Below are 24,391 nucleotides of genomic sequence, written 5' to 3' on the forward strand. Positions count from 1 at the left end.
CTTATTACCTTTCACGGTGAACTTGTATTCTAAGCAAAATAGACCCATCATTTAAGTAGCCGGTCAGTTGCTCTACTAAATATGCGCATGAAAACCCAAATCATTAAATATTAACGCGCGTTTTCTTTACTGACTTGACCCTTATTGCTCTTGGATACCTCTATGACTACTACAACTACGATCGACCCAAATCTACACCTTGTTGACTTTGATGCAACCGACCCTGTTGACTTACAGGTAAAAGTCACGGATGCGATTCAACAAGGTAATGACTTTTTAGATAACATTGCAGCATCTACAGATAAAGACTCTAACGATATAAGTGCCAAACAAGCATTGACTGATGTCATGATGTTTGACCATATCAACTTAGCGTTGGATCGCAGCTGGGGTGTTTTGTCGCACCTTAATAGTGTGATGAGTAACGACAAGATTCGTCATATTCATCATGAGCTATTACCTAAACTCTCCGCCTACGGTACTCGCGTTGGTCAACATCAACCATTATTTGGCCGTTATCAGGCCATCGCTAACGACAAAGAGTTTTTTGCAACGCTTGAGCCTGCTCGTGCACGCGCTATTGAGCTCGCCCTGCAAAGCTTTGAGCTATCGGGTGTGGCGCTACCTAAAGACAAGCAGGATGAATTTGCTGACATTCAAAGTAAATTATCTACCTTATCGGCAACTTTTTCTGACCATATTTTGGATGCCACCCAAGCCTTTGCATTGCCTTTACAACAAGAACAATTAGCAGGCTTAACGGAAAGTGGCTTGGCTTTACTTGCAGATGCCGGTGAGCAGCATAAAGCCCGTGAACTTGCCAGTGGTACGCTCACGCAAGCTGATATTGATGCGTTACCAACACCCTACTATGTGGCGACTTTGAATATTCCCGTATATCTTGCGGTCATGACCCATGCAGACAATCGCGAACTGCGTGAGACTTTGTATCGCGCTTATGTGACACGTGCCTCTGAATATGACACTCATACCAATGCTAAAGGCGAGTCACTAAACAACGCGGATATCATGGGCCAAATCCTACAACTGCGTGAACAAAAAGCTCAGCTACTAGGCTTTGATAACTATGCTGAAGTTTCTCTATCGACTAAGATGGCGGAAAGCGTTGCAGAAGTTGAAACTTTTTTACGGAATTTGGCTACCAAGGCTAAGCCTACTGCTGAACAAGACTTGGCCCAGCTGCAAGAATGTGCCCGTGACTATGACATTGCTGAGCTACAACCATGGGATAGTGCCTATATTGCTGAAAAGGTAAAACAAAACAAATTTAGTTTATCGCAAGAAGAGATTCGTCCGTACTTCCCCTTACCGAAAGTTATTGACGGCCTCTTTGCTATCGTTGAGCGCTTATACGGCATCAAAGTACAAGAACAAAATAGTGCGAATGAGTCTACTAAAGCTGACAGCAACGCAGTTTCGCGCTGGCACGATGACGTACGTTTTTATCAATTATTCGATGCCGATAACAACTTACTTGGCGGCTTTTACTTTGATTTATTTGCTCGTAATGGTAAGCGCGGCGGGGCCTGGATGAGTGGTTTTCAATCGCGCTACAGTAATGATGAGCAAGCATATCAGCAGCTACCAGTTTGCTTTATGGTCGGCAACTTTACCCCAGCGCTAGATGGTAAACCAAGTCTGCTCACTCATGATGAAGTATTGACCTTGTTCCATGAGTTTGGCCATGGTCTACATCATTTGTTGACGCAAGTAACGGTTGGTGATGTCGCGGGCGTAAATGGAGTTGAGTGGGACGCAGTCGAGCTGCCCAGCCAGTTTATGGAAAACTGGGCATGGGAGAGCGATGGCATTACACTTATTAGCAGTCATGTCGAGACTGGTGAGCCATTACCAAAAGACAAGCTAGATGCTTTGTTGGCCGCCAAAAATTTCCAAAGTGGTATGCAGACCTTGCGTCAAATTGAGTTTGCATTGTTTGATTTACTGATTCATGCACATACCCCAGCGCTTGATTATGTAGGTATTCTTGCAACCCTTGATGACGTTCGCAATGACATTGCCATTATGGAAACGCCTAACTACAACCGCTTTGCCAACGGCTTTAGTCATATCTTTGCTGGCGGTTATGCAGCCGGCTATTACTCTTATAAATGGGCTGAGCTATTATCTGCTGATGCCTTTAGTAAGTTTGAAGAAGACGGTATCTTTAACCCAATCACTGGTAAAGCCTTCCGTGAGACCATCTTATCTGTGGGCGGCAGCTTGCCGGCAAAAACCAACTTTGAGAATTTCCGTGGTCGTAGTGCCAGTATCGATGCGTTATTGCGCCACAATGGCTTTGACGATAGAGGTATTAATACTGCGGCAAACGCTCAAACTACACGCGAGGTAGGCTAATGCGCTATCAATCAAGCCGTCCAAAAAGACAATTTTTAGCAGGGGTGCGTTGCCCCAAGTGTCAGGCGTTGGATGCAGTAGTGCAGATAAACGTCGTGACGCCAATACTTGACGAATATATTGAATGTACTCTGTGTGGGCATAGTGAGCATCGCCCTGACTCTGATGAGATTAGCGCTAAAAATCATCTTGAGGATCAGCTGATCCGTGATGCAACCGTCACAGGGACCAGCGGCACAGTCAAGTTTAAAAACTAGGCTTAGCGTCTTAAGACTTAATGGTTATCGCAAATTTTTAAATATTTGGGCTCATACCTGACAATTGTACTTACCACTAGCCTATCTATTGATAGGCTTTTGTTTTTTAGTTTGCTATAGTATGAAAACACTGTTATCGATATGCACTGGCTTTAGTATGACTTCTAAAAAATCGTCACCTACTCTCTCTAAAACATCTACTACTGGCGTTCGTTCAAAGAAATTCATAATAATCGTCTTATTATTACTCGCTGTTGTTATTGCCTATTTTGTATGGTCACGTCCACTATCGAATACATCGACCCCCATAAAAGAGACAACAACAAAAACTGTATCTTCTCAAGCTGAGACACTGTCAGACAATGCAGACAGCGATCTAGCAGACCCAGTAGATACGATGAATAACAACGTGCCTTTATCTGATAAAAAGGCTGTGCCAATTGAGACGCAAGCATCTGATTCTGAAACTATTTTAAACGCCTCATTGCCAGAGACCGATAGTTTAGCCAAAGAAGAAGTTGATCGTTTAGAAGATGAGCATCAACGCTTAATAGACCAAGAAAAATTGGCGGCTGAACAAGTACAAATGAATAAAAAATTAACCGACATGAAAGCTGAGCAAATTAAACTGCTTGAACAGCAAGTCGCACAGCTAGAAGCTGCACAAACGGCTGAATAATAAAAAAAACTATTAAAATTATAAGTGGCTAACCGTACGTCAATATATACTGCTTATCATTAGACAATAGCTTGAGTACATACTACTTATCAAATCATTTGCTTATGGGGTATTCGTTATGACCACTTTGCGTTTGACCCATGACCCAATTTTAAATAGCAGCGCGCAGGTACTTATTTTACCAGTTAATAGTACGGGGATATTCTTAGATCCTATACTCATGCCGTTAATACGTTATAAAGGCCTGCGCACAATGGCCTTATTGACACGGCCACTCCTTTCTAACTCTCCAAAGAATAACCCAACCAAAAAGTCTCATACCTCAAATGTGACCTCTTTAGATTGGGATACGGTAACTTTATCCCTACTCGCTCAACATTTACAAGATATACCAAAAGCTCGTGTAGATATTCATCTGCATAAAAGTATAACTATCTAAACATGTTAAATTCTCTAGTAAAATGTTTTTTCCTGTAGGTCTTAATAAGTATATTTATGTCGTGATATTGATTAAAAGATCACTCCAGCATAATATCAACTGTGCATGCCTTTGAGCATAAATATTTTTTATTTAATATACCTAAACAGGAGAATTAATTATGTCAAATAATAATTCTAGCAAAAACAATACCAAAGACGAGAACAATAACGCGGTAACGGCTGTAGAGGTTGTAAAAGACGATACCGTAGTATTTGAAAATGGCAACTTTGAAGAATACAACGCTGAGCACGACTATCAAGAAGATAAAGATCAGGACAACAAGGCTCAAGACGATAAAACTAAAGACAAGAAAACTGATAATACTGCTAAAAATGATAAATCAGCAGATAACAAGTCTGAAAGCCAAGATAAATCTCAAAGCTCTAGTAAAGCCAAAGACGCTAATGCTAAGTCAGACAACCAAGGCAAAGCTGAAAGCGCTAGCAAAAATGAAAATGTTGAAAAAAATCAGAAATCTGATAAAAAAGAAGCATCTAAGAAAGACACTAAAGCTGAAAAAGATGATCAGTCTGACAAAGCTGGCGATACTAATAAAGAAAGTAAAACTAGCAAAGAAGACAAGACTCGCAAAAGTGACAAGTCCAACGATGCTAAAGAAAATAATGCCAAGCAGCAAGACGACACTGAACAAAATGACGCTGATGCAACAGAGCAGTCCAATGAGAACAGCGACTCTAGCATGTCGATGGCAGGTTTATTCCAATGGGCAAATAAGCTCAGAGAAGACTTTATGTCTGAAGCGATGGGCATGACTAATGGCGTTACCGGAAGAGCTACTGCTATGACGCTAGAGCGATTAATCGCTGTGGTAGATATGGAGCTTGCCGCTTTTGATAAAAGCGTTGACGTTGCCAAAAAACTCATCGCAAATGTAGAAGAAGAGCGCAGCAAAATTGCTAGTAGAAAAGAGAAGTACCAAAGTATGATTGATGATTTAAATCAAGAGTAAGCATTTTAAATTGTTAATTTAGAGTTTGATTAATCCAATGTTAAATGTTTAATTTAAGCGTTTAACATTGGATTTTTTTGGCTAAATAAACTGTCTTAGCAAATGCTTATACAGACATATTTGTCCTTCTAATCTTGCTATAAGCTTGTTTACTTTGAAAACACCGACCAGCCTGTCCTTTCTCCCAGTAGCTCTAATGCTTTCGTCCCAAGTTTTGAGTTACCGACCGAATTTAGGCCAGGTGACCATACTGCGATGGCACCCTTGCCTGGCGCTATCGCTAGAATACCGCCACCGACGCCGCTTTTGCCTGGCAGACCTACCTGATAGGCAAACTCCCCAGAGCCATCGTAGTGACCACACATCATCATTAACGAATTGATCCGCTTGGATTGCTGCGGGCTGATCACCTTTGCCCTTGTGGGTTGATTGATACCGTTGGAGACCAAAAACAGACCTGCACGGGCTAACTGCTCACAACTCATCGCAATCGAGCATTGATGAAAGTAAGTATTCAATATCTTATCGACATCATGTTGTAGATGTCCAAAAGACTTCATAAAGTGAGCGAGTGCAGCGTTTCTATCTTCGTGGTCAATCTCAGACCTTGCCACCTTATAATCAAAGCAGATTGACGCATCATCTGCTATAAAATGCACAAACTGTATAATCTCATCCAATATCTCTTTTGGCTCGCGTCCCATCGTGATAGCATCCACTACCGCAATCGCGCCTGCATTGATAAAAGGATTACGCGGTCGGCCCGATTCGTATTCCAATATGGTAATGGAGTTAAAAGGGTCACCCGAGGGCTCACGGCCCACATGATTCCAGAGCGTACTGCCAAGCTTACTAAGCCCAATAGTTAGCGTAAATACTTTGGAAATACTTTGTATGGAGAATAGGGTATTGGCATCTCCTGCTGAGTATACTTGCCCATCAGGGGTAGCAACACTGATGCCAAACTGGTTGGGATCGACATGTGCAAGCTGCGGAATATAATCTGCTACCTTTCCGCGGTCGGTCTCAAGTGCCATTTGGGCGGTGATATCATCTAGAATCTTTTGCATAGGAGTGGTGTTCTTTTTCGTTATCAAGTAATGATAATTTTAACTGAATATAATCGGATGATGATAGGGGAAATATACTTAGAGATTTATTGGTTGAGTGTCACAAGCTTTATCTAGCCTCAATGCTTTTATGGGCTATATGACTATTATTAGTCACAACTACTTAAATAGACTGATATAAATGGTTCTATTATATCAGTCTATTTTAGGTGGTCTCTTAATAGGTTTGAAGGGCGAAATAGCAGGTTCCGCTGGGGTATGGCCTATGCTATCAAATCTAAACTTCTTAAGATCAAAAAAATCGTTTCTCAACTAATATGTGACTAGACACTCGTATCATATTGTTATGCTCTGCTTTTGTAGTAGGATGAAAAATCTACTTTCAAAACAGGAAACATCTTGTCATAAACCCAGTTATAGAAAAAGGCATACACCAAATAGAAAGTAGCCATAGAGACTCCCATCATAAACGCGCTCCACAAGCTAATATGTAAGTACCACGCAATCAATGGCAGGTACAATGATAGCAGACCACCTTCAAATAAAAACGCATGTAATAGCCTTAGGGCAACAGTCTTGTCTACTTTTCCTCGCATTTTCAACAAGACTTGATCAAATACCCAATTGTAAAAATAGTTCCATAGCATAGCGATAATTGAGCCAACAATAGCCATGCTACCTAATAAATGACTGTCAAAGCCAGATAACAAGCTCGTTAAGGGCACAAATATCATTAAGCCGATGACCTCAAAACCTAGCGTATGGCGAATACGATCTTTAGTAGTACGCATCGAGTTGTCCAATTAAATTAATGATTTATCCGGCTATTGTATCTGTTAAAATGGGATAACCAAGTTAGGACCTATAGGATATACAGATAGATGAGCTTTTCCTTAGAGCAACTAAAAGCCTTTGTCGCGACTGTAGAAACAGGCTCTTTCTCAGCAGCAGCACGTCAACTGGGTAAGGCGCAGTCTGTCATCAGCACGGCTGTTTCCAATTTAGAAATTGATTTAGATAACTTACTATTTGTGCGTGACGGTCGCTATCCAATTTTGACGCCAGCTGGAGAGCGGCTATTGGTAGAAGCACGATTTATACTCGGGCGCTGTGAACACTTTCGCGGGGTTGCCAAAAGTTTGGGCGAAGGCGTAGAGAGTAGATTGGTGTTAGCGGTCGATGAGCTATACCCTTTAGAACGCTTGGGGGCTTTGCTAGATGAGTTTTCATGTCGATTCCCTAGCGTGGAGCTAGAGCTACTGTTTCCTTTAATGGAAGACGTGAGTCAGCTGGTAATAGAGAAACGTGCTGATTTAGGCATTATGTGGCACCAAGATGTACCACCTTCCGCGCTAAATTTTCATATTCTGGGTTGGGAGCGGCTTAAAGTGGTTTGCGCCCCAGAGCATGAGTTGAATAGCCCAAAAATAGGATGGGAAGAGTTAAAACGCTATCGACAACTACTAGTAGCTACTCGTAATCATAGTGAAGATAAAGCACGATTACGGATAGCGTCGGATGTTTGGTGGGTTGAGAGTCAGTGGGTCATCGTTGAGCTAGTACAGCGCAACTTAGGTTGGGCTTTTGTGCCTGAACATGTGGTTGCTAGCGCCTTAGACAGTGGTCTTATAGTTGCACCAACATTGGGCTATGATGATCACGACTGGCCAGTAGCTTTAGTTCTTATTTGGCATAAAGAGCGCGCTTTAGGTAAAGCGGCGACTTGGCTAAAATCGGCTGCGATTGTTCAAGATAGATAATATCTTATTTTTAAGGCATATCATCTAATCGTAGTGTTCAACTTAACCTAATTGAGGTTTCGTGTCTTTTTTACATAATAATCTAGTCAAAAACCATCAAGCCAAGCTCATTAAGTACACTCAGATGTATACTGATTCGATATAAAAGTCTATACCCATTGGAGTCATTTGAGCTACAGTCTAAGGTTTCAATTCTCAATAGAGAACCGTCTTTGTTCTCACAAGAGAGGTCGTATTAAAGACCTTATAATCTAGGTAGAAATTATAATAACTAACACTACAGCTTAAAACAACTTTCCAATTATTCAAAAACAAAAAAACCGCCCTGACTGCTATTACTAACAGTTCAGAGCGGTTTTTTATATCAAACTAAGCTACTTATTCAGCAGTTGTCATTGTACCCTGCTCAATACCTTTCATAGTCAACTTAATGCGACCAACATGAGATTACTCCAGTGCTTATCTTCTTTAACCAGTCCCATTAAGCTCAAATCAAATTTAAGTATAGCTTATTGTACTCTACAAAGTTGAATTGTAGCTATTTCATCACTTCAATGGATAAATTTTTGAATCCAATAAATACTACTCGTAGATCATCAACTGATAAGTTAGGCTCAACCAACTCCCTCCTTCCTATCTTTTCATTAATGGTCTATAAATAGTATTACGCGTTACGTATTACTGGTTTCATTTATGCACATCCTAATCATACGGATATACGTTTAGACAAGTGAACCTATAAGATACTTGGGCTATAACTTAGTAATTAACGCTTAACACAAAAGCCAACTACAAATTACTCTATAATGACTTCAATATGAAGAACTCATCTAAATTGATATCTGAGTAAAAAATACGTTTATTTATCTCTTAAAAGCCCTTCAATTATCCAATTTTGGAGGTTTAAATCGCTCTCATGCCAATTTATATTTTTATCCCAATACCCTTCAGAGCGTTCAAGAAAATTCAACATAGGAAAGCCATAACTTATCTCTACAACTTTAATTTCATCGTCTATACCGTGAATCAGGTCAATGGCTAATGACTGAGTTTCAAGTTTATCAGAAACATTAAAAGCTAACTCTATGTACCTTCTATCAATTTTATCATTATCAAAAACCAAATTTCCGCTTCCTGATGCTCTAAAATCATTCTCTCTAACCATTCTCTTTAAAGCTACTGCTTTATTATCAATCACGACAACTCTAACGTCAAAACCTTTGTTTTCTATAAAGTCTTGAAAATAAGCGTAATCACGTTCAGGACTTTGTTTTTTAGCAAACTCGCTATTAAAAACAAGTCTTGTAACACCTTTTAAAACATTTGTTAACGAATCTATACTTACTGTATCTTTTCCACTCTTTCTAAGCGCTTCTTTTAAATACCCAACCCTATCTAGCTGAGGGAATCCCTTTCCAAAAGACTTATCTATAAACTTAATTGCGTCTGACTTTGATCTAGCCAGCTTAACATTACTAGACCCTGCACCTCGAGTTAGTTTGAAAACTTTGGGATAGCTAGTATTCTTTGCCCATTTCTTCGCTTGTTTCTTATCATAAAAAATATAGCTAGGAACTACTGGTATACCAGCAGCTTCAAGAAGATACTTTTGAGCGACCTTGTTATCAAAATGCCAGCTTGTTTTAAAATCAGGAAAAACTCTTAATCCTGCATGTTCTATAGCAAAAAGGATATTTTTGGCAGCGAGAACATCCTTGATTTGTGAATGATGATGATGCCACATGAAAACATCATAACCTTTTAGTTGTTCTATAATATCAGTATCAAAAGCATTAACTAACTTATAATCAATATTTTTATTTTCGCAATATTCAATCCAACGATCGGAAAAGCTCCCTGGTCTATGATGAATAGCTACTTTCATTTATATTTTCCTCAAAAAAAATCATTGAATATTTTAAAAAAACGGAGTCAATAGATTCTGTTTTTCTTAAAAGAGAGATCATTAAAACACAAAATTAAATTAATAGCACAATCGATACCACATCAATAGAGCAAAATTTTTGGTATGACATGGTTGATGTGATAACCGAATTAATTGTATATCGTAAAATTAAATACATCTTAAATAGACACCAAAATGTAAGTTGCTTTAACACAATGCGGTACATTTCGAATACTAAAGTTCAATAGCTTTATTAGCTAGCAGTTTAACGGCCATTATGAAGCCCGTACTCAAAAATAAAGATAGCAACACCTTGATGTTATTAAAAATATTTTAAAAGAATAGCGAAAACTGCTACAAAAAAATTGATAATTAACACACATTCTAATATTACGAGTAATCTATCTAACTATAAAACACTATATAGATAGAATCAAACAATATGTTGCAATCCGAATATAAGACAAAAATCTAGAAAAACACTTATTTATTACTTAGATAAAACCAATAAAATATTGAAATCAAAACTTATGATTCAACCAAAAAGTCCATAATCACTATTATAACGGTGCTGATGGCAAATTAAAGAAGACTCAATCTACTTTAGAAAATATTACTACATGTGGACTACAAGGTATATTGTCATTATGTCAATAGCTAGATCTATTGTTACATATAGCGCACAGCCAGAGATTAATATCCTTACTAGGAAACTAAATGCATTTGATAAAAGTAATATTTAACTATTTAGTAACATTAAAGAGACAGACAAAAAAACCGCCCCGACTGCTATTACTAACAGTTCAGAGCGGTTTTTTATATCAAATTAAGCTACTTATTCAGCAGTTGTTGCTGTACCTTGCTCAATACCTTTCATAGTCAACTTAATGCGACCACGGTTATCAACGTCTTGAACCAAGACACTAACCGTCTGACCTTCTTTTAGATAATCTGATACATTCTCTACACGCTCTTCTGCAATTTGTGAGATATGCACGAGACCATCTGTGTTTGGCAAGACGTTAACGAACGCGCCGAAGTCAACGATACGAGCGACCGTACCTTCGTAAGTTTTACCAACTTCAACTTCAGCCGTCAATGCTTCGATTTTACCAATAGCAGCTTTAGTTGCCGCTTTATTCTCACCAAAAATACGAATCGTACCAGCATCATCAATATCGATAACCGCGCCAGTCTCTTCTGTGAGCTGACGAATCATCGCGCCGCCTTTACCGATGACATCACGAATCTTATCAGGATTGATTTCGATAACCGCGTAGTTCGGTGCATGGGCGTTGATTTCAGTACGGCTCTCTGGCAATACTTGGTTCATGGCATCCAAGATATGGATACGACCAGCATGAGCTTGCTTTAGCGCTTGCTCCATGATGTCAGGCGTGATGCCTTCGATTTTGATGTCCATCTGTAGCGCAGTGATACCGTCTTTAGAACCAGCGACCTTAAAGTCCATATCGCCTAAATGATCTTCATCACCTAAGATGTCTGACAATACAGCAAAGCGCTCGCCTTCTTTAACCAGACCCATTGCAATACCAGCGACTGGCGCTTTTAATGGTACACCAGCATCCATTAATGCCAAGCTTGCACCGCAAACAGACGCCATAGAAGAAGAACCATTTGATTCAGTGATTTCTGATACCACACGGATGACATACGGGAAGCGTTCGCTGTCCGGTAGCATCGCTTGTACACCACGGCGCGCTAGACGACCATGACCGATTTCGCGACGTTTAGGGATACCTTCACGGCCAGTCTCACCCACTGAGAAATGCGGGAAGTTATAGTGCAGCATGAAATGGTCACGGATAGTGCCACCTAATGAATCAATCATGTTAACATCACGGCTATTGCCTAGCGTAGTGGTGACTAAGGCTTGCGTCTCACCGCGAGTAAATAATGCTGAACCATGCGTATATGGCAATACACCAACCTGCACGTCAAGCGCACGGACTGTTTCAGGATCACGGCCATCGATACGCGGCTTACCTGACAAGATATTGTCACGAACCGTACGATATTTAAGGTCGTTGTAGATTTCTTTTAGCTCAGATACCGTATCAGCATAAGTTTCTGACTCAGCATCACCAGCAAGCGCATCAATGATTGATTGCTTAATTTCATCGAGCTTGGTGTAACGCGCTTGCTTATCAGTAATGGTATAAGCATCTGCAACTTGCTCACCGAACTGCTCTTTCATGCTGCTGGTAAGCGCTTGGTCACGCTCAGGGGCAACATACTGCTGCTTAGCGGTACCGATCTCTTCTGCCATTGAAGCAATGTTATCAATCACGATTTGCTGTTGCTGATGACCATATAATACCGCGCCTAACATCTGATCTTCTGACAGCTCTGCTGCTTCAGATTCAACCATTAATACTGCAGACTTGGTACCAGCTACGACTAGGTCAAGATCACTCTCTTTAAGCTGCTCAGTCGTTGGGTTTAGTACGTACTCACCACCGATAAAGCCAACACGTGCCGCAGCGACAGGACCATTAAATGGCGCATCAGAGATTGCTAATGCTGCTGAAGCACCGATTAATGCTGCAATGTCTGCAGACTGGGTTTTATCTGAGGATACAACTGTTGCTGTAATCTGAATCTCGTTGACATAGCCTTCAGGGAACAGTGGACGAATTGGACGATCAATAAGACGCGAGGTTAGAGTCTCAAACTCGCTCGCGCGGCCTTCACGTTTGCCGTATGCACCTGGAATTTTACCCGCTGCATACATTTTTTCTTGATAGTTTACAGTTAATGGAAAGAAGTTTTGACCTTCTTTAGCTTCAGACTTTACTACTGCTGCAACCAGTACTGATACACCGCCCATATGAACCATAATAGAGTTGGCTTGGCGGGCAACACGGCCAGTTTCAAGGACGACCTTTTGGTCGCCATATTGGAATTCACGTTTAATAGTATTAAACATTGTCGGATTTGTCATATATTTTTCCTAATGTTGAATGACGAAAACAATTTCAATTGCTTGCGCAATCTAATATCGGTCATTAAGTGTTCTATCGTACTTTGATGTACTGATAAATCGTATTTAGTGGCCTTATTGCCAGGTCATATATTTACCAATGGTACTACTGTATTTTCTTTATTATTCAGATTCAGTTTTTATAGCCATCTACCATCATAAACTTTCTATCATCATGGATTTTAATAGTGTTCTACACCGTTTCCACACTTTTTTTATTATGTAAATTATTTATATAACATAACAATATATAGAGACAAACTACGAGATAGATACTGTGTTTTAACGCGCTATAAAATTACCCAATGCACCATTTTACAGTGATTTATAGGTGTTGACCAATTAAATACAAAACTGAGTGTTTTTATGGTCAAAAGTTGGGCTAAACGGCAACCAGACTACCTAATACTTACCAGATATCCATAAAAAAGCGGCGTGAAACTATTCCACACCGCTCTTTCATTACTTACATATTATATTGATAACAGTCAATTATTTTTTCAACACTTAAAAGAGAGTCTTTAGAGTCATATGACAAATAAGCACTACCTTTTTACTTAACTATTATTAATATTGCAGACGTCAAATTAACGACGTAGACCCAACTGCTTGATAACAGTTGTATAGCGACCAAGATCTTTACCTTTTAGGTAATCAAGCAATTTACGGCGCGTATTAACCATACGGATAAGGCCACGACGGCTATGGTGATCGGCTTTATGCTCTTTAAAATGATTCTGTAAATCATTGATACGAGCACTTAACAAAGCGATTTGAACTTCTGGTGAACCTGTGTCATTTTCGCCGCGCTGGTATTGAGCGATGATTTGTTCGCGATCGGTATTAGTTAGCATAAATATCTCCGGCAATGCTAAAATCTCAAAGATGTACTCAGATTTAAGCCATCTTTTGAGCATTAGAATAATAATTAAAGTAACTTTATCGTCATTCAGGACAACCCTGCATTACTAGAGTTGACCTAGTGTACGACAAGCTCAATGAATAATAACAATTATTTAAAAATAGATTAGATAGCGACAAAATAATGCATAAATCGACCTTATAATCGAAATAGTAAACAAAATATTTTGACTTATCTAAAATCATATTTAAATGTGGTGGCAATTATAACAAAAAACTGCTGAACTCGCAGCAGTTTTTCATATTAGTTTTCTTGTTTAATCAAGGTTTTTTAGAAGCAATAAAATAACTGATCGTCTTAGACTATTTGTTTTTTATATCAGCTTCAGTAGCCTTGCCACCAAGCTCATCACCATCTAAAGGCACTGTCGTCGCTTCTGCTATGCTATCTGGAATAGCGTCTTTGCTAGGATTGATGTCTTCTGCAAGCTTTTCAATTTCTTGTTCTTGTTTATCCATATTTTGTTTTGATTTATCCATAATATTTCCTTAAAACTATTTAATAACTGTGAAATACTAACCATCACTTGATTAGTACTCACGGTAAAAATTCGTTTAACAAAAGCTTCTTGGACTCAAAGCACTACTTATCGTCGTCTTTAGCATTTTCTAAATTATCAGCGATACGCTCGGCTGCAGCTTCAGTATCTTTGGTATGGTTGTCTTCAGTTTGGCTCTTGAGCGCTGCAGTTGCAGACTCAGAACGTTGTTGCTCAACTTTAGTATCGTTTGGATTAGGGTTAGCCATAATAATTTCCTTAGTTAATATCAGTTAATATTGTTCTAGTTTAGAATAAAAATATAATGAGTTGTTTTACGTTTTGTAGAGTATTTGAACTAGTTAAGACAATGCTTTATCAATAGCTTCAACAAAGTTATCAATGTCATCCGGGTTGCGAGAGGTAATTAAATTACCGTCGATCTGTACTGTTGTATCGATAAAATCTGCACCAGCATTTTCTAAATCTGTTTGCAATGAGTGATAAGCGGTCAACTTCTTACCCTTTGCGATACCTGTATTGATAAGCACCCAAGGCGCATGACAAATAACTGCCAGTGGTTTACCTGCTTTATAAACAGTATTGATGATACTGTGTGCCTCTGCATTGCCACGGATAGTGTCAGCATTGACAGTTCCGCCTGGCAGTACCAACGCATCGTAGTCAGCTGCATTTGCATCACTTGCAAAGATATCAGCGGTAAAAGTATCACCTTTGTTGACGTCCTGTTTCATTGCTTGAACGTCTTTATCTTTATTAGTTGTAATCAATATAGTTTTATAACCTTTGTCTTTCAACTGGTTATTTACGTCTTCATATTCTGCTTGCTCAAAATTATTGTGTAATAAAAAAGCGACGGTTTTCATATTATTCCTTATTTAACGATTGGGAATTTATGTGAATAAATTAACTAATAACTCTATTTATCATAATTTTTTATTATTATTAAGTATTTTCTATTATTCATCCTCAGTGATCTATTAGTCGTCCGTGCCCTGCTAAAGCTATTACCTGTTATATTTCTTATATGAAGCCCTTCCCATAAGATGTTTTTATTATCAAATTAAGTTTTTGTTTTTATAGATTAATTTTACCATTGAGCTTTGTTATTTTATTTGTCCTTCCCTGTCACTTTCCTTAGCTGACTTAACTAATGTACAAAAAAAACAGGTTTCACCATAGGCGAAACCTGCAATAAAATGTGACGATATGTGATTAATGTAAACTGTTAGTAAGCTGCTCAGGAATTGTCTATAAGATAGTTTAGAAAAATAACCTTAACGTTGAATCAACTTCTTTGGTTGCAACCGTCCATTGAGACTAACGGCACCTAAACCCAAAAACTGACCTTGCTCATTTATTAAACGAATATCTATTGGTGTCTCGTACGTTAACAGTTGTGCGCTAGCAGTGTCCTTAGAGGTAGCAAAGTTACTTTTGTCGGTATGGATAGACGACTGGTTATCTATCCTATCTAAAATATAGCTCTTAATCTGGTCTGTCAATTGTTCAGATACGTTTAAGCGTTGACCCATATGGATACGCTTACACTGCTCAGTCGTCAATGTCAGCTTCATATCGATATCGATACATGCATCCACTGGCATTAACTGTGCTTGACGATTATCCAATGCTTGTTCTTCTAATGCGGTCAAGCTAAGCGCATTATCAATATCGAATTTACCGACTTGCAAGCGCCGCAGTGCTGTCAGATGCCCTAATGTACCTATCGTTTTAGCGATGTCTTCACCAAGCACGCGTACATAGGTGCCTTTGGTGCAAGTAACCGTCAACTGTATTTGTTCGTTATCAAGTGCTTTTAAATCAATTGACTTGATGACGATATTTCTTGGTAAACGCTCTACTTCAATACCAGCCCGTGCATACTCATAAAGTTTTTTGCCGTCCTTTTTTAGCGCCGAATACATGGGTGGTATTTGCTGCTGAGCGCCCAAAAACTGCTGGGCGATTTTTTCTAACTCTACCTCATCAAACTTTGGCACAGACATAGTTTTAACAATCTGACCCTCCGCATCACCAGTATCAGTCTGACTACCAAGCAAGATAGTCGCTTGATAAGTTTTATCGGCATCCAATTGATAGTGGCTAAATTTGGTAGCCTCACCCAGACAGATAGGTAACAAGCCAGTGGCCATGGGATCAAGCGTACCAGTATGACCCGCTTTTTTACTATTATGGTTTGGCGATTTAAAAAGATATTTCACTTTCGATACCACTTGCTGTGATGTCATACCGTAAGGCTTATCTATTAAAATAACCCCTGAGACTTTTATTTTATCAGGTACTATTTTAGCTTTTTTATCAGTTTGCTCAGGCGCTATAGACATAATAGTAATTTACTCGTCATTCTCGTTTTGTTCAGTTTTACTGACGGCTTGATTGATTAAATCCATCATATAATTGCCGCGCGCAGTGACTTCATCATAATGAAAACGCAAACGTGGCGTAGTACGCGTTTTTAAACTATGGCTAAGCTCAGTACGCAAAAACCCTGCCGCTTTATTAAGAACTTCTATGCTTTGTTCATGATTGGTTTTAGTCATGGCATCATTGAGCTCAGGCTCCATAATAGTGACGTATACATCAGCATAACCCAAATCTGGACTGACCTTCACACTAGAGATAGTTACAAAGCCCGTCAAACGCGGATCATTGACCTCGTCACGAATTAGCACTGCAAGCTCACGCTGTATCTGATCTGATAAGCGTTGTAAACGTTGATTCATTTTATTATCCTACTTTTCAATAATATTTTAAAAATAGCTTTTAATAGCGGAAATATACGATAAAAAAGGCCTACCAGGATGATCCTGTTAGACCTTAATATGTCGTTATATTAATACTCTAAGTTCTAACGAATAAAAATACAATATGGTTAAATTGTACGTTCAAACTGTTGAATCTCAAAGACTTCAATCTTATCACCAGCTTCGACATCATAACCACGAACGGCAAGACCACATTCCATGCCAGTACGCACTTCATTAACGTCTTCTTTGTAACGGCGTAGCGACTGTAACTGTCCAGTGAAGATAACTTTATCATCACGTAATACACGAATTGGCTTATTACGATAAATAGTCCCTTCAACCACCATACAACCAGCAGCAGCACCGAATTTGCTAGAACGGAATACTTCACGAACTTCTGCAATACCAAGAATCTTCTCACGATGTTCAGGCGCAAGCAAGCCACTCATCGCAGCTTTTACATCGTCAATCAAGCCATAGATTACGCTGTAATAACGAATATCCATGTTGGCAGTATCTGCTTTACGGCGTGCAGTTGCATCTGCGCGAACATTGAAGCCCAATAATACAGCTTCACTTGATTCTGCAAGCGTGACATCAGACTCAGAAATTGGACCAACACCTGAGCTAATCACTCGTACTTTAACTTCATCGGTGGACAGCTCATTTAGTGCAGCTAGTAAGGCTTCGAGTGAACCACGTACGTCAGTTTTTAGTACGATATTTAAGAATGACACATCGCCTTGTTCCATCTGATCAAACATGCTTTCTAAACGCATGGCATTTTGACGTTCAAGTTGACGCTCACGCTCACGGTTGGTTCTAAAATCTGCAACTTCACGTGCTTTTTTCTCGTCTGTTACGACTAAGAATTCACTACCAGCTGCTGGCGTTTCAGGTAAGCCTAGGATTTCGACCGGTATAGAAGGACCTGCTGACTGTACACGTTTACCATGTTCATCCGTTATTGCACGCACTTTACCGTAATGCTCACCAGCTAGCACTAGATCACCCTGTTTAAGTGTGCCTTTCTTGACCAATACACTAACAACAGGACCACGACCTTTTTCAAGTTTTGACTCAATGACCACACCTTGTGCAGCACCATCTAATGGCGCTTCTAGTTCCATTAGTTCAGCCTGTAAGCTAATATATTCTAAAAGATCATCAATGCCTTCACCGGTCTTGGCTGAAATACGAGCCATTGGTGTATCACCGCCCCAATCTTCTGAGACCACTTCTTTTGTAGTTAACTCATTAAGGACGCGATCAGGATCAGCACCTGGCTTATCCATTTTATTGATAGCTACGATTAAAGGTGTACCAGCAGCGCGCGCATGATCAATTGCTTCTTCTGTCTGCGGCATCATGCCATCATCCGCTGCCACAACCAATACTACAATATCAGTAGCTTGCGCACCACGTGATCGCATAGCGCTAAAGGCTGCGTGACCTGGAGTATCAAGGAAAGTAATAACGCCGCGTTCCGTCTCTACATGATAAGCACCAATATGTTGAGTAATACCACCTGCTTCACCTGTGGCGACCTTCGTTTCACGAATCTTATCAAGTAATGAGGTTTTACCATGGTCAACATGACCCATAATAGTAACCACTGGTGGCCGCGTTTGTACATTACTGCTGCGCTCATCAACGGCATCGTGAAGATCATCTTCAACTTTAGTATCACTAACAGGCACTGGATTATGTCCCATTTCTTCAACGATTAAGCTGGCTGTTGCTTGGTCAATCGTATCTGATTCTCGAGCCATTTCACCCATTTTCATCAGCAGTTTAGTGACTTCGCGTGCTTTGACCGCCATACGCTGGGCCAAGTCTGCGACAGTAATATGTTCACTAATCTCTACATCATAGACAATCTTTTCGAGCGGCTTTTCAAACTTATGCTGCGACGCTTGAGAGGAACGTAGACCATTTTTGGTATTTTTGATTTCACGTTCGCTTTGATTTTTACGGCGACGTCCACGAGTACCTGTACTATTCGCTCCTCGTTTGATCTCACGGCGCTCTTTTTCAAACGATTCTTCTAATGCGTCCCCAACCAACCCTTCGGCCAATGGCTCATCCTTACGAACTTCAGTCGCAGGTTCACGGTCAGTATATTTACCAGCCATCTTACGCATCTGCTCAAGGGTACGCTTTTGCGCTTCTTCAGCTTGTACGCGACGTGTTTCGCTCTCAATTTGACGTAAACGCTCTTCTTCTTTCTCACGTGCTTCACGAACTTTACGTTCAGCAGCTGTTTCAGTCTTTGGCTTAGTAGCAGCAACTTTTTTCTTTTCTTTCTCTTTTTCTTTAGGTTTAACTTCAACGGTAGCTTTGCCGCCTTTTTTGACTACGACTGAGGTAGATACTTCCTCACCTTTGCCTTCTGAGCTTTTACTTGAACCAAGACTTGCCCGCATAGCAGCTAAGGTAGCCGCTTGACGCTCTTCTGATTTTTTCTTAGTGGCATCACGCTCTTCAGCTTCTTTAGCCGCACGTGCTTGTGCCTCAATCATCGCCTGTTCACGGGCAGCCAATTCTTCTGCCATTTTTTCTGGATTCGGCTTATCAAACACTTTCTTTTTACGTACTTCAACATTGACGCTCTTAGATTTACCTGAAGAGCCCGTCACGCGCGCAGTACTGGTCGTTTTAGATTTAAGACTAATACGACGTTTTTCTTGCTGTCCGTGACTTTGTTTTAAATACGTTACCAATTTTTCTTGCTCAAGTTCGGTGACTGAGTCATCCTCCCCGCGAGCAGGTAGCCCAGCATCCTGGAGTTGCTGCTGTACAGCACCGACGGTTTTGCCTACCATTTCTGCCAGTTCTTTGACGGTCTTATCTGCCATTTATTATCACCTACTGTCTATTATTTGCTATTTGTTCAATTCAGTTGTTGGCTACAAATGATTGCGTTTGACCAAAACAGAGATTATTTAATATAATTGGATGTTATATAAGTATATTAAATATTAATCTTTTATTAGCCTTTCATTATTAATAGCATACCACCAAAAGACAGCGATATGCAGTTAACACCTATTCATCGAACCAAGATTCCCGAGCCTTCATGATAAGCTTGCCTGCTGTTTCAGCATCTAAACCTTCAATATCTTCTAAATCAAAAACTGCTTGTTCAGCCAGATCGTCAACGGTAATAATGTCTTTTTGAGCCATTTTATAGGCCCAACTGACTGTCATACCCTCAAGATCCTGCAATTCTTGACTCGGCTCTTTCATGTTTTGCTGTTTAAATAATTCATCTGCAATGACTACTTCTTTAGCACGTTCTTGAATCATGTCAATTGCTTCATCGTCTAACCCTTCAATATCGTAGAAGGTCTCGACAGGTACATATGCTACTTCTTCAATACTCGTAAAGCCTATATCAACCAAAGCTTGGGCAAGGTCCTGATCTACTTCTAAACGCTCATAGAACAATTCAATAAATGCCTTGCTTTCGTTTTCTTGACGCTGTTGATACTCTTCTTCTAGCATCATGTTCAACTTATAACCAGTCAACTCTGAAGCCAAACGTACGTTTTGTCCTTGCGAACCAATGGCACGCGCAAGCTGATCATTGGTACTAAAGATAATATCTGCTGTCTGGGTATCTTCATCTAAGATGATACTGCTGACGTCTGCAGGTTCAAGTGCACTGATAATATATTGTGCAGGATCGTCTGACCATACTACGACATCGATACGTTCTCCATCAAGCTCTTGCTGTACTGCTTGAATACGTGTACCACGCATACCAATACATGCACCCACCGGATCAATACGATGATCATTAGTCTTAACGGATATTTTAGCACGAGTACCTGGTAGGCGAGCGACATTACGAATCTCAATAATTTGCTCTGCGATTTCGGGTACTTCCTTTTGCATTAACGCTGAAAGCATTTCAGGATGCGTACGCGATAATAGTAGCTGTGCACCGCGATTTTCACGATTCACATGATACAAGATAGCATTAATACGTGATTTAACGCGTAGCTGCTCACGTGGCAACATATGATCTCGTGCTAAATAGCCTTCTGCATTGTCACCTAGATCGATAATATAACCATCACGCGTCTGCTTTTTAACTTCGCCATACATCATCTCACCAATACGTGGCTCAAAAGCATCTGCTACTAAGGCACGCTCAGCTTCACGGATTTTTTGGATGATTACCTGCTTTGCTTGAGTCGCTGCGATACGCCCAAATTCGATCGACTCAATCTGCTCTTCCTTTACATCCCCGATCGACCATTCTTCTTGATCAAGGTCAGTAATAGCAAGCTGACAAGCTGGCATTTCATGATCTTCATCAGCAACCACTGTCCAATAACGATAAGTATCATAATCGCCAGTAGTACGATCGATAGCCACTCGTACTGCCACTTCTGGCTGTTCGGTATATACTTTTTTCTTAGTCGATACTACTAAAGCGTCTTCTATGGCTTCAAATATATCTTCAGGGTTTAGGCCTTTTTCATTACTGACGGTTTCAACTACCGTTAAGATTTCACGACTCATGCTATACCAGTCCTATACTTACTTAAATTTCATAATTTGTGTATTGACGTTATGTTGCTAAAGTAAACCGTACGTTATCTAAGTTTTACAACATCAAGTGTCTTCAAAAACGAGATTGGCCTTGTCGATATTACTAAAAGTAATCTCGAACTGCTCATTGTCAGTAGCAGTAAGAATCAACGAGGTAGCACCCATACTATCTAGGTTACCCGTTACTTTTCGTCGTTTTTTGTCCCCTTGTCCTATTGCTTGGATCAGACGCAAACTAACCGTTTGTCCGATATAGTCTCGCATTTGCTCTTCTGAGAAGAACGCACGATCAAACCCTGGCGATGATACTTCTAAAATATACTCACCCGCAATAGGATCATGTACTTCAAGAATACCACTCACTTGATGGTTGACTGCGGCACAGTCCTCAATAGTTACCTGTTTGTCTTGCGCTTGCTCTTCTGGTAGCGACTCAATATAAATACGCAATAAAGAACGACGTCCCTGTGGTACGAACTCTACGCCCCACAAAGCTACATCACATGCCGCTACTGCAGGAGCAATAATATTGGTCAATTCTTCAACTTTGGTAGAAAGTTTCATAATTTGTTTATAGTTTCCTATTTACTGGTGTACAGAACTTAAAGCGTTTTTTTATATTTTATGAGCAACGTTTAAGAATAACACTGTAATCGTTGTATCTTTTTGCAGCTAAACTAAAGTGTATGACTTTGCATATTAAGTCCAAGCCTCGTATCGTCTTATACTTATAGAATAATACAAATTATAGACGTTGGATTAAGGCTGTACATTCTAATAGAATACACAAAGCCAAAATATCACTGAGAGAGTATGAAATAAAAGGTATTGCCGCTTATGAAGCGCTGCACAATTAACCGATATTACTTCACTCTATAAAAATAGAGCTTAGCATAAGTAGGATAAATACCGTGATAACACAGACTCTCAGATACAAAAAAACCCACAAACATAATGGTGGGCTTATTGCAACTGACAATTTAGTGTACAAAAATCAGTATTGAAAGTGGTAGCGGGGGCTGGATTTGAACCAACGACCTTCGGGTTATGAGCCCGACGAGCTACCAGACTGCTCCACCCCGCATCAATTTAGAATGCACATTGTAGGCGAGTTTTATAGACTTGTCAATCTTTATTTAAAATAAATTTAAACTAAAAATCTTAACTCTATAACAATCCACTCAGCACTACGTGCTGCAAAAAAGTTGGTGCGATTGGGGGGACTTGAACCCCCACAGCTTGCGCTACCACCCCCTCAAGATGGCGTGTCTACCAATTCCACCACAATCGCTTATAGTCGTTTATAACTATAACTTTTTTACTTCTCTGTTTTTAAGCAGCTTTTTTCAAAGTCATGAGGATAACAATGAGGAGTAATACATGTAGCCGTACAAAAACAGACGAGCATTGTAAAACTAACCCAACGAAATAGCAAGGATGACTATAAAAAACTTGCCTACTATTACTCTTTGCAGGCTAGGTTGTTATAAGTCAGCTCATTACTCAGGATTTTGCGTCAAAGGACGCGGCGTTTGCGGCGCTGAAACTGGAGCATCTAAACGAAACTGATCTTCAGCCTGCTCACGCGCGTTTACCGCAAGAACCATACTGGTTATAAAGAAAATAACAGTCAATACTGCAGTAGCACGTGTCAAAAAGTTTGCCGTGCCTGCTGCACCAAACACGGTACCAGAAGAGCCAGCACCAAAAGAGGCTCCAGCATCTGCTCCTTTGCCATGCTGTATCAAAATCAAGCCAATCATGGCAATCGCCACGATGATATGCAGGGCTAATATAAACGTAAACATGGTGGCCTCTTTTGCCGACAAATAACGAAAGTCAACTCTTAATATTTAGCACTATGATCATAGAACTATAGGAAGATTCAACTATAATAAGAATAAATAAGGCGCATTGTACACGATTGCAAGGGCACTGTTAAACCCACTTTTTATGACTCATAAACGCTTTTTGCTCAATACTTATTTTTAATAAGTAAACTTAGTAGTTAATTATTATAAAGTCTGTTTGTTTTTAGCTTGGTTAAAAGCGTGAGCAATCGCCAAAAAACTCTCTGCTTTTAGTGATGCACCGCCAACCAGTGCTCCATCTATCATAGGGCTGGCCGCAAAGCTATCAGCATTATCTTTGTTAACGCTGCCGCCATATAAAACCGTCGTTGCAGGTAGCGTTGTCTCAAAGCTTGCGACTGTTTCTTTAATATGCTGATGAGTCGCGTCTACTTCCATCACTGTTGGGACCTTGCCTGTACCAATCGCCCAAACAGGTTCATAAGCGATAATCAAACGCTCCGCTAGTCTTTGAACAAGTTCAGGCGCTTGCTCTTTACTTTTAATAAGTAAGTCCTTTATTACAGCTAGTTGATCATCTAATACACTAAAGGTTTGCTGATTATCGTATTGAGTTTGCGTTTCACCGATACAGTACACCACGCCTAAGCCTTGTGTAAAAGCATGACTCAGTTTTTCTAACAGACTCTCATGAGACTCTTGGTAATATTGGCGACGCTCAGAGTGCCCGAGTATCGTCCATGTCGCGCCTGCATCAGCGATTTGCTGTGCTGAACAATCACCAGTATATGCCCCGCTACTATCACTAAGCGCACTGATATCTTGAGCAGCAGTGAGTATAGCGGTGTTTTGCAAGCGTGCGCTCACATTTGCTAAGTGGATACAGCTAGGCGCTACCATTAACTGACAACCATTACTGACAGTATCATCAGCAGTCGTTAATAACGTGTCTAACAGTGCATTAACGTCTTTAGTCGTTGCTGGATTTTGTTTCCAATTGCCAATTACCCAAGCTTGCATGGTTTATCTACCTTCTATCATTCGTCGTTGTCGATGTGGCTGATACGCGCGTAAGTATAGCAAAAATTCATCTGCTACTGTTATAAGTGTCGTTATTGTTCTATAAGCTTTGACTTTTTACTGTCATAAAACTTTATATACTTTTAAAGCTGAAATGTAAATTGTCATGTTTCTTGCATATATTCACTATCGTTCTATTAAACCAGAGTATAAGTCACGATTTATAAGCTTGATTTGCTTATCGATATCGAAATAAAAAATAATTCTAAGACTAGCACTCATAGATTTGCCATATATGC

At 39.9% G+C, this 24,391-nt stretch carries 21 protein-coding genes and 2 tRNA genes; 6 read left to right on the top strand and 17 right to left on the bottom strand.

What is annotated here, in order from left to right; translation table 11 throughout:
- The first annotated feature begins 162 nt into the window (after window positions 1-162).
- The 5 genes from ACS8FC_RS05655 to ACS8FC_RS05675 all read left to right on the top strand — a co-directional run bounded on the left by ACS8FC_RS05655 (window position 163) and on the right by ACS8FC_RS05675 (window position 4,766).
- Window positions 163-2,379, top strand: a complete 2,217-nt coding sequence (locus ACS8FC_RS05655; RefSeq protein WP_439296120.1) for a M3 family metallopeptidase — start codon at window positions 163-165, stop codon at window positions 2,377-2,379.
- Entirely contained in the window at window positions 2,379-2,636 is a 258-nt protein-coding gene (locus ACS8FC_RS05660; RefSeq protein ID WP_439262485.1) for a YheV family putative zinc ribbon protein, read from the top strand. The genes ACS8FC_RS05655 and ACS8FC_RS05660 overlap by 1 nt, the downstream gene beginning before the upstream one ends.
- Before the next feature lie 157 nt (window positions 2,637-2,793).
- Window positions 2,794-3,315, top strand: coding sequence for a hypothetical protein (locus ACS8FC_RS05665; RefSeq protein ID WP_439296121.1), 522 nt, complete (start codon window positions 2,794-2,796; stop codon window positions 3,313-3,315).
- A 118-nt stretch (window positions 3,316-3,433) separates the two neighbouring features.
- The gene (locus ACS8FC_RS05670; RefSeq protein WP_439262489.1) at window positions 3,434-3,754 is read left to right on the top strand and encodes a hypothetical protein; all 321 of its coding nucleotides are present in this window, start codon (window positions 3,434-3,436) and stop codon (window positions 3,752-3,754) included.
- A gap of 160 nt (window positions 3,755-3,914) precedes the next feature.
- Complete coding sequence (locus ACS8FC_RS05675) at window positions 3,915-4,766, top strand: hypothetical protein (protein ID WP_439262491.1); 852 nt, start codon at window positions 3,915-3,917, stop codon at window positions 4,764-4,766.
- A 149-nt stretch (window positions 4,767-4,915) separates the two neighbouring features.
- Here the strand turns inward: ACS8FC_RS05675 and ACS8FC_RS05680 are convergent, their stop codons facing one another.
- Together ACS8FC_RS05680 and ACS8FC_RS05685 are read right to left on the bottom strand one after the other, a co-directional pair.
- Window positions 4,916-5,836 carry a glutaminase gene (locus tag ACS8FC_RS05680; protein WP_439296122.1) on the bottom strand — a complete coding sequence of 307 codons (921 nt, stop codon included), beginning with the start codon at window positions 5,834-5,836 and terminating at the stop codon, window positions 4,916-4,918.
- Window positions 5,837-6,180: 344 nt separating this feature from the next.
- Window positions 6,181-6,627 carry a PACE efflux transporter gene (locus tag ACS8FC_RS05685; protein ID WP_439296123.1) on the bottom strand — a complete coding sequence of 149 codons (447 nt, stop codon included), beginning with the start codon at window positions 6,625-6,627 and terminating at the stop codon, window positions 6,181-6,183.
- A 90-nt stretch (window positions 6,628-6,717) separates the two neighbouring features.
- Here ACS8FC_RS05685 and ACS8FC_RS05690 point away from each other — a divergent pair, with 90 nt between their 5' ends.
- Complete coding sequence (locus tag ACS8FC_RS05690) at window positions 6,718-7,596, top strand: LysR family transcriptional regulator (protein WP_439296124.1); 879 nt, start codon at window positions 6,718-6,720, stop codon at window positions 7,594-7,596.
- An 859-nt stretch (window positions 7,597-8,455) separates the two neighbouring features.
- On the opposite strand, the gene ACS8FC_RS05695 is transcribed toward ACS8FC_RS05690, so the two are convergent.
- The 15 genes from ACS8FC_RS05695 to tpiA form a co-directional block, all read right to left on the bottom strand.
- Window positions 8,456-9,481, bottom strand: coding sequence for an ATP-grasp domain-containing protein (locus tag ACS8FC_RS05695; protein ID WP_439262497.1), 1,026 nt, complete (start codon window positions 9,479-9,481; stop codon window positions 8,456-8,458).
- An 856-nt stretch (window positions 9,482-10,337) separates the two neighbouring features.
- On the bottom strand, window positions 10,338-12,452 hold the full coding sequence (pnp, locus tag ACS8FC_RS05700) for a polyribonucleotide nucleotidyltransferase (RefSeq protein ID WP_439262624.1): 2,115 nt from the start codon (window positions 12,450-12,452) through the stop codon (window positions 10,338-10,340).
- Between the two features lie 641 nt (window positions 12,453-13,093).
- On the bottom strand, window positions 13,094-13,360 hold the full coding sequence (rpsO, locus tag ACS8FC_RS05705) for a 30S ribosomal protein S15 (protein WP_299218723.1): 267 nt from the start codon (window positions 13,358-13,360) through the stop codon (window positions 13,094-13,096).
- Window positions 13,361-13,730: 370 nt separating this feature from the next.
- Window positions 13,731-13,907, bottom strand: a complete 177-nt coding sequence (locus tag ACS8FC_RS05710) for a hypothetical protein (protein ID WP_439296125.1) — start codon at window positions 13,905-13,907, stop codon at window positions 13,731-13,733.
- Between the two features lie 103 nt (window positions 13,908-14,010).
- A complete protein-coding gene (locus ACS8FC_RS05715) occupies window positions 14,011-14,175 on the bottom strand; it encodes a hypothetical protein (protein ID WP_439296126.1) in 165 nt (54 codons plus the stop codon).
- A 93-nt stretch (window positions 14,176-14,268) separates the two neighbouring features.
- Entirely contained in the window at window positions 14,269-14,793 is a 525-nt protein-coding gene (locus ACS8FC_RS05720) for a type 1 glutamine amidotransferase domain-containing protein (RefSeq protein ID WP_439296127.1), read from the bottom strand.
- 411 nt (window positions 14,794-15,204) lie between these two features.
- Window positions 15,205-16,275, bottom strand: coding sequence for a tRNA pseudouridine(55) synthase TruB (gene truB / locus ACS8FC_RS05725; protein WP_439262504.1), 1,071 nt, complete (start codon window positions 16,273-16,275; stop codon window positions 15,205-15,207).
- A 9-nt stretch (window positions 16,276-16,284) separates the two neighbouring features.
- On the bottom strand, window positions 16,285-16,674 hold the full coding sequence (locus tag ACS8FC_RS05730; RefSeq protein ID WP_058367855.1) for a ribosome-binding factor A: 390 nt from the start codon (window positions 16,672-16,674) through the stop codon (window positions 16,285-16,287).
- A gap of 149 nt (window positions 16,675-16,823) precedes the next feature.
- Window positions 16,824-19,556 carry a translation initiation factor IF-2 gene (gene infB, locus ACS8FC_RS05735; RefSeq protein ID WP_439296128.1) on the bottom strand — a complete coding sequence of 911 codons (2,733 nt, stop codon included), beginning with the start codon at window positions 19,554-19,556 and terminating at the stop codon, window positions 16,824-16,826.
- Between the two features lie 190 nt (window positions 19,557-19,746).
- A complete protein-coding gene (nusA, locus tag ACS8FC_RS05740; RefSeq protein WP_299218735.1) occupies window positions 19,747-21,231 on the bottom strand; it encodes a transcription termination factor NusA in 1,485 nt (494 codons plus the stop codon).
- Between the two features lie 93 nt (window positions 21,232-21,324).
- Window positions 21,325-21,825 carry a ribosome maturation factor RimP gene (gene rimP, locus ACS8FC_RS05745; RefSeq protein WP_439296129.1) on the bottom strand — a complete coding sequence of 167 codons (501 nt, stop codon included), beginning with the start codon at window positions 21,823-21,825 and terminating at the stop codon, window positions 21,325-21,327.
- A 443-nt stretch (window positions 21,826-22,268) separates the two neighbouring features.
- Window positions 22,269-22,345 (bottom strand) — tRNA-Met (locus ACS8FC_RS05750).
- A gap of 122 nt (window positions 22,346-22,467) precedes the next feature.
- A tRNA-Leu gene (locus ACS8FC_RS05755) sits at window positions 22,468-22,552 on the bottom strand.
- Window positions 22,553-22,760: 208 nt separating this feature from the next.
- On the bottom strand, window positions 22,761-23,069 hold the full coding sequence (secG, locus tag ACS8FC_RS05760; RefSeq protein WP_299218738.1) for a preprotein translocase subunit SecG: 309 nt from the start codon (window positions 23,067-23,069) through the stop codon (window positions 22,761-22,763).
- Between the two features lie 207 nt (window positions 23,070-23,276).
- Window positions 23,277-24,092: a triose-phosphate isomerase gene (tpiA, locus tag ACS8FC_RS05765; RefSeq protein ID WP_439296130.1), complete on the bottom strand. Its 816-nt coding sequence runs from the start codon at window positions 24,090-24,092 to the stop codon at window positions 23,277-23,279.
- Window positions 24,093-24,391 lie beyond the last annotated feature (299 nt).

It is taken from the genome of Psychrobacter sp. 1Y4 (genome assembly GCF_051847555.1).

Bases quoted from the DNA above. Each gene is read 5' to 3' on its own strand.
- ACS8FC_RS05655 (WP_439296120.1), top strand. From the start codon at position 163: ATGACTACTACAACTACGATCGACCCAAATCTACACCTTGTTGACTTT.
- ACS8FC_RS05660 (WP_439262485.1), top strand. From the start codon at position 2,379: ATGCGCTATCAATCAAGCCGTCCAAAAAGACAATTTTTAGCAGGGGTG.
- ACS8FC_RS05665 (WP_439296121.1), top strand. From the start codon at position 2,794: ATGACTTCTAAAAAATCGTCACCTACTCTCTCTAAAACATCTACTACT.
- ACS8FC_RS05670 (WP_439262489.1), top strand. From the start codon at position 3,434: ATGACCACTTTGCGTTTGACCCATGACCCAATTTTAAATAGCAGCGCG.
- ACS8FC_RS05675 (WP_439262491.1), top strand. From the start codon at position 3,915: ATGTCAAATAATAATTCTAGCAAAAACAATACCAAAGACGAGAACAAT.
- ACS8FC_RS05680 (WP_439296122.1), bottom strand. From the start codon at position 5,836: ATGCAAAAGATTCTAGATGATATCACCGCCCAAATGGCACTTGAGACC.
- ACS8FC_RS05685 (WP_439296123.1), bottom strand. From the start codon at position 6,627: ATGCGTACTACTAAAGATCGTATTCGCCATACGCTAGGTTTTGAGGTC.
- ACS8FC_RS05690 (WP_439296124.1), top strand. From the start codon at position 6,718: ATGAGCTTTTCCTTAGAGCAACTAAAAGCCTTTGTCGCGACTGTAGAA.
- ACS8FC_RS05695 (WP_439262497.1), bottom strand. From the start codon at position 9,481: ATGAAAGTAGCTATTCATCATAGACCAGGGAGCTTTTCCGATCGTTGG.
- pnp (WP_439262624.1), bottom strand. From the start codon at position 12,452: ATGTTTAATACTATTAAACGTGAATTCCAATATGGCGACCAAAAGGTC.
- rpsO (WP_299218723.1), bottom strand. From the start codon at position 13,360: ATGCTAACTAATACCGATCGCGAACAAATCATCGCTCAATACCAGCGC.
- ACS8FC_RS05710 (WP_439296125.1), bottom strand. From the start codon at position 13,907: ATGGATAAATCAAAACAAAATATGGATAAACAAGAACAAGAAATTGAA.
- ACS8FC_RS05715 (WP_439296126.1), bottom strand. From the start codon at position 14,175: ATGGCTAACCCTAATCCAAACGATACTAAAGTTGAGCAACAACGTTCT.
- ACS8FC_RS05720 (WP_439296127.1), bottom strand. From the start codon at position 14,793: ATGAAAACCGTCGCTTTTTTATTACACAATAATTTTGAGCAAGCAGAA.
- truB (WP_439262504.1), bottom strand. From the start codon at position 16,275: ATGTCTATAGCGCCTGAGCAAACTGATAAAAAAGCTAAAATAGTACCT.
- ACS8FC_RS05730 (WP_058367855.1), bottom strand. From the start codon at position 16,674: ATGAATCAACGTTTACAACGCTTATCAGATCAGATACAGCGTGAGCTT.
- infB (WP_439296128.1), bottom strand. From the start codon at position 19,556: ATGGCAGATAAGACCGTCAAAGAACTGGCAGAAATGGTAGGCAAAACC.
- nusA (WP_299218735.1), bottom strand. From the start codon at position 21,231: ATGAGTCGTGAAATCTTAACGGTAGTTGAAACCGTCAGTAATGAAAAA.
- rimP (WP_439296129.1), bottom strand. From the start codon at position 21,825: ATGAAACTTTCTACCAAAGTTGAAGAATTGACCAATATTATTGCTCCT.
- secG (WP_299218738.1), bottom strand. From the start codon at position 23,069: ATGTTTACGTTTATATTAGCCCTGCATATCATCGTGGCGATTGCCATG.
- tpiA (WP_439296130.1), bottom strand. From the start codon at position 24,092: ATGCAAGCTTGGGTAATTGGCAATTGGAAACAAAATCCAGCAACGACT.